The following is a 4,254-nucleotide window of genomic DNA, read 5'->3' on the forward strand; positions in this document are numbered from 1 at the left end:
GCGGGAACCCGGACAGAGCTACCCGGGAGGGAACCAGGCGGCGTGCCACGGCCATCCGGCGCCCGGTGTCCGCGAGGACGGGCACCGGCCTTCACGAGATCGCGGGGAAGCCTTGGCGGCACGCATGACGTGGGCCGCGTTCCCGCGAAACGTCCGTGCGTCGTCGCCGGGGCCGTGCTCGGTGCCTACGCGAGTCCCCGCGCCGACACCGGCAGGGCGCCGAGTGCCGCTGACGGCCTTCGTGTGTCCTCGTCGTCGGTGGGCGGCCCCGCGGGAACGGAGTGTCCCGCCGACCCGCTCCTCCGGCGAGGGTCAGCGGTGTTTCACACCCTCCTCCACGAGGGGACCGAGCACGGGTCCGGTGACGGCGACGTCGCGCAGGACGGCGTCGACCGCGGCCAGCAGGTCCTCCGGCAGTACGACTCCGGAGGCCGCGGCGTTGTGGTGGACCTGCTCCGGACGGGAGGCGCCGGTGATGGCCGAGGCGACTTCGCCCCGCCTCAGCACCCAGGCCAGTGCCATGGTGGCCATGTTCATGCCCGCCTCTTCGGCGATCGGTACGAGGTGCTGGACCGCTTCCAGTGCCGCGTCGCTGTAGACGAGGTCCTTGGAGCCCGCCATCGCGTCGCTGGCGAACCGGCTGCCCTCGGGAGCCGGCCGGCCAGGCGCGTACTTCCCGGTCAGGATGCCCTGGGCCAGTGGGGACCAGACGATCTGCGAGATCCCGTTGGCGGCGCACACCCCGAACACCTCTGCCTCGGGAGCCTGCCACAGCATGGAGTACTGCGGCTGGGAGGAGACGAACAGGTCCGGCCCGGCGACAGTGATCGCGGCCTGGATCTGCTCGGGGGTCCACTCGCTGAAGCCGATGTAGCGGGCCTTGCCCTGCTCGACGACCTTCTGGAACGCCTCCACGGTGTCCTCGACGGGTACCGACGGATCGAACCGGTGGGCCTGGTACAGGTCCACGTAGTCGGTCCGGAGCCTGGTCAGGGAGGCGTCGATCTGCTTGGCGATCTGTCCGGCAGACAGGCCCCGGTCGGACGGGTCGTCGGACATCTGCCCCCAGACCTTCGTGGCCAGGATGTAGGAGTCGCGCGGGTGAGCGGAGAGGATCCCGCCCCACGCGGACTCGGCCGCTCCCCGCCCGTAGACGTTGGCCGTGTCGAAGAAGTTGATTCCCGCGTCGAAGGCCGCCTCGGTGCAGGCGCGCGTGGTCTCCGCCTCCACCCCGCCGGCGAAGGTGAGCCACGACCCCAGCGAGATCTCGGAGACTTCGAGGTCCGAACTCCCGAGTTTCCGGTAGCGCATGGCTGCTCCTCCCGACGGTGGTGTGTCGACGCAATGCCTGTCGTTCCTTGCCTGACGACCGTAACCGGGAGGGCGGGCGGTGCGCGCGCCGAAGCCGACGCTTCTCTTCGCTCCGCGGTGTCCCTGGGTGCGCCGCACCCAGGGACACTCACACCCTGGTTGGCGGGTCGGAACATCATCAGACTCGGTGGTGCCGGGAACGAGCGTGAGGAGTTCCCTCCCGCACTGTGACAACAAGGAGGAGCGGCGTGGCACTTGGTGTGGAACGCGCGACTGCATCGGGGATCCGGATGAACCGCGTCCTGACCCTCCTGTTCGCCGTGGCGGGCGGCGCGGCGGTCGGCAACCTCTATTACGCGCAGCCCCTTCTGCGGGACATCGCCGATGCGTTGCACGTGAGTGAGGGTTTCACCGGGCTGCTCGTCACGGCCATCCAGGTCGGGTACGCCGTCGGGATCGTGCTGCTGGTGCCCCTCGGCGACCGCCGGGACCGGCGGCGACTCGTACCGCTTCTCATGGTCCTGTGCTCGGTCGCGCTGGCGCTGTGCGCCGTCGCCCCAGGAGTACCCCTGCTGGCCGCGGGCTTCGTCGCGGTGGGTCTGACGACCGTGTCGGGACAGGTGCTGGTCGCGTTCGCGGGCGACCTGGCGACCGACGCCGACCGGGGGCGCGTGGTGGGCGTGGTGGTCAGCGGCCTGGTGACCGGCATTCTCGTGGCCCGCATCGTCAGCGGGGTGATCGCGGCAGCGGCGGGGTGGCGTGCGGTGTATGTCTTCGCCGCCTGCCTCATGGCGGTGCTCGCGGCCGTCCTGTACCGGATGACACCCTCCCTGCCGGTCAAGACGACGATGCCCTACGGGCGGTTGCTGCGCTCTACGGCGTCCTTGCTGAAGGAGGAGCCCGTACTGCGGGTGGCGGTCGCTTTCGGATCGATCGGGTTCGCCACCTTCACCATGTTCTGGACCGCCCTCACCTTTCTGCTCAGCGGTCCTCCCTACCACTACTCGACCGCCGGGATCGGTCTGCTCGGGGCGGTCGGTCTGGTGGGATCGCTGGCGGCTCAGGGGTCCGGGCGCCTGCACGACCGCGGCTGGTCCGTGCCCGTGACCGGCTGGTCCTGGGTGCTGGCCAGCGTGGCCTGGCTGTGCGGGACGTTCGGCACGCACGGGCTCGCCTGGCTGATCGTGTCGATCCTGACCCTGGACGTCGCCACGCAGTCGCGCAACATCCTCAACCAGGCGAGGATCCTCGCTCTTTCGCCGGACGCGCGCAGCCGCGTCAACACCGCGTACGTCTGCGGCAACTTCTGCGGTGGCGCCCTGGGCTCGACCGCCGCCGGCGTGCTGTGGTCCGTCGGAGGCTGGAACGCGGTGTGCTGGACGGGAGTCGTTCTGTCGGTGCTCGGCCTGCTCGTCTGGGTTCCGACGCGCGCGCTCATGACAGAGAAGACAGCGTAGGAAAAGTCAGTACTAGTACCGTCATCGGAGATGTAAGGCATGAAGCACACCAAGCTGGGAGAACTCGACGTCGCCCGCATCGGTCTGGGTTGCATGGGCATGTCCGCCTACTACACGGGGGCGGGGACCGACGACCAGGAATCCGTACGTACCATCCACCAGGCGCTCGACCTCGGCGTCACCCTGCTCGACACGGCGGACGTCTACGGCCCGCACACCAATGAGGAACTGGTGGGCCGGGCCATCGCAGGCCGCCGGGACGACGTCGTTCTCGCCACCAAGTTCGGCCTGGCCTCCTACCGTGCCGACAGCACGCGGCAACTGGACAGCACGCCGGCCAACATCCGGCTGGCGGTGGAGGGATCGCTGCGCCGCCTGGCCACGGACCGGATCGATCTGTACTACCAGCACCGCGTCGACCCGGACGTGCCGATCGAGGAGACCGTGGGCACGCTGAAGGAACTCGTCGAGGAAGGCAAGATCCGGCACATCGGTCTGTCGGAGGCCTCTGCGCAGACCATCCGCCGCGCCCACGCCGTCCACCCGATCACCGCCCTGCAGACGGAGTACTCGCTGTGGACGCGCGACGTCGAGGCGGAGATCCTTCCCGTGCTGCGCGAACTCGGCATCGGGCTCGTCCCCTACTCGCCGCTGGGACGAGGGTTCCTCACGGGCGCCGTCCGCAGCGCCGACCAGCTCGACGGGGACGACTTCCGTCGGACCATCCCCCGGTTCGCCGACGCCAACCTGGCCGCGAACCTGCGGCTCGTCGACGAAGTCGGCGCCGTGGCCGAGGAGCTGGGCGCCACGCCCGCACAGGTGGCCCTGGCCTGGCTGCTGGCGCAGGGCGACGACGTCGTTCCGATCCCCGGTACGAAGCGGGTGGAGCGGTTGGAAGAGAACGCCGGCGCGGACGGCCTCCGTCTCAGCGACGCGCAGCTGTCCCGGCTGAGCGCCCTCGGCGCCGCCGCGGGCGCGCGCTACGGGGCGGCGAGCATGTCCGCCATCGACGTGTGAGACAGGCCGTCACGGCCCTCCGCGAGGCGCCACCGCGCGCACCACTGACAACCAGCAGCACCCCTGACGAGAGAGATAGCGTTTTCATGAGTGCCGATTCCCTGTCCGAGTACCGTCTTCTGGGCCGTTCGGGTCTGCGTGTCTCGCCGTTGTCGCTGGGGACGATGACGTTCGGCGACGACTGGGGGTGGGGTGCGGGGGCCGAGGAGGCCCGCCGTATCTTCGATCTGTATGTCGACCGGGGCGGTAATTTCGTCGATACGTCGGTGAACTACACCGACGGTTCCGCGGAGCGTCTGCTCGGGGAGTTCGTGAAGGACAAGCGGGACCGGGTCGTCATCGCCACGAAGTACACGATGGCCCGTGAGCGGGGGAACCCGAACTCGGGCGGCAACCACCGTCTGAACATGGTCCGGTCGCTGGAGACCAGCCTGCGCAACCTGCGGACCGATCACATCGACCTGTTCTA

General features: G+C 69.5%; 4 protein-coding genes. 3 read left to right on the top strand and 1 reads right to left on the bottom strand.

Translation table 11 applies throughout. The annotated features are described in order from the left end of the window. Positions 1-312 precede the first annotated feature (312 nt). Positions 313-1,311, bottom strand: coding sequence for an aldo/keto reductase family protein (locus IE294_RS46415; protein ID WP_189895342.1), 999 nt, complete (start codon positions 1,309-1,311; stop codon positions 313-315). A gap of 290 nt (positions 1,312-1,601) precedes the next feature. Between IE294_RS46415 and IE294_RS46420 the strand changes: the two genes are divergently transcribed. From IE294_RS46420 to IE294_RS46430, 3 genes are all read left to right on the top strand, one after another. Beyond that, positions 1,602-2,768, top strand: a complete 1,167-nt coding sequence (locus IE294_RS46420) for an MFS transporter (protein ID WP_189895343.1) — start codon at positions 1,602-1,604, stop codon at positions 2,766-2,768. A gap of 39 nt (positions 2,769-2,807) precedes the next feature. Beyond that, positions 2,808-3,785 (top strand): aldo/keto reductase, encoded by a 978-nt coding sequence (locus IE294_RS46425; RefSeq protein ID WP_189895344.1) that lies wholly within the window; start codon positions 2,808-2,810, stop codon positions 3,783-3,785. Between the two features lie 86 nt (positions 3,786-3,871). Continuing rightward, on the top strand, positions 3,872-4,254 hold a 383-nt coding region (locus IE294_RS46430; RefSeq protein WP_189895345.1), incomplete at its 3' end, for an aldo/keto reductase.

This window comes from Streptomyces canarius (assembly GCF_014650735.1).
Classification (GTDB): Bacteria; Actinomycetota; Actinomycetes; order Streptomycetales; family Streptomycetaceae; genus Streptomyces; species Streptomyces olivaceoviridis.

Bases quoted from the DNA above. Each gene is read 5' to 3' on its own strand.
- IE294_RS46415 (WP_189895342.1), bottom strand. From the start codon at position 1,311: ATGCGCTACCGGAAACTCGGGAGTTCGGACCTCGAAGTCTCCGAGATC.
- IE294_RS46425 (WP_189895344.1), top strand. From the start codon at position 2,808: ATGAAGCACACCAAGCTGGGAGAACTCGACGTCGCCCGCATCGGTCTG.
- IE294_RS46420 (WP_189895343.1), top strand. From the start codon at position 1,602: ATGAACCGCGTCCTGACCCTCCTGTTCGCCGTGGCGGGCGGCGCGGCG.